The following is a 510-nucleotide window of genomic DNA, read 5'->3' as shown; positions in this document are numbered from 1 at the left end:
TTGGCACTCTCCGAGAGCTTTTCCTGTGTAAAAAAACTCTTCAACCATTGCCAAAAGTTGGAAAAGCTTTGTTTAACACCCTCCCACAAATTGCCAAACCACTCGACAACAGAGGAAAGTCCTTGTTTGAACTTTTGCCAAGTTTGAGAGAAATCAAAAGCAGCAGCAATGATATTTTTCCATTTGGTGATGGTGGTGGGTTCAGCACCAAAAAAGCGCATAACAGCTTCAAAGGCTTGCCCAAAAGCCCGAGATACCCCCCGTGCAAAGCCCTTCATAAAAGAAGAAAAACGATCCCAATATTTCCACAAAGCAAAACCAGCAGCCAGTATGACCGCCACAACAGCAGCAACCACAGCCCCTATTGGGGTAAAAATACCCCCCACAACAGAGGAAATACCCGCCCCAACCACTTCGATCACTGTCCCAACAGAGCCAAAAGAGGCAGCAAATGCACTTCCTGAGACAGCAATCCCCCGTAAAGCCCCGACCAACAAGGTCATGGGGCGT

1 pseudogene is annotated in these 510 nt (G+C 47.5%); it reads right to left on the bottom strand.

Annotated features, from left to right (window positions below):
- Positions 1 to 510 (bottom strand): annotated as a pseudogene (locus ACFINH_RS10425) (phage tail tape measure protein); the annotation flags it as partial.

It is taken from the genome of Bartonella sp. AA74HLJMH, from assembly GCF_042197045.1.
GTDB lineage: Bacteria > Pseudomonadota > Alphaproteobacteria > Rhizobiales > Rhizobiaceae > Bartonella.
This window is presented reverse-complemented; position numbering and strand designations above follow the sequence as displayed.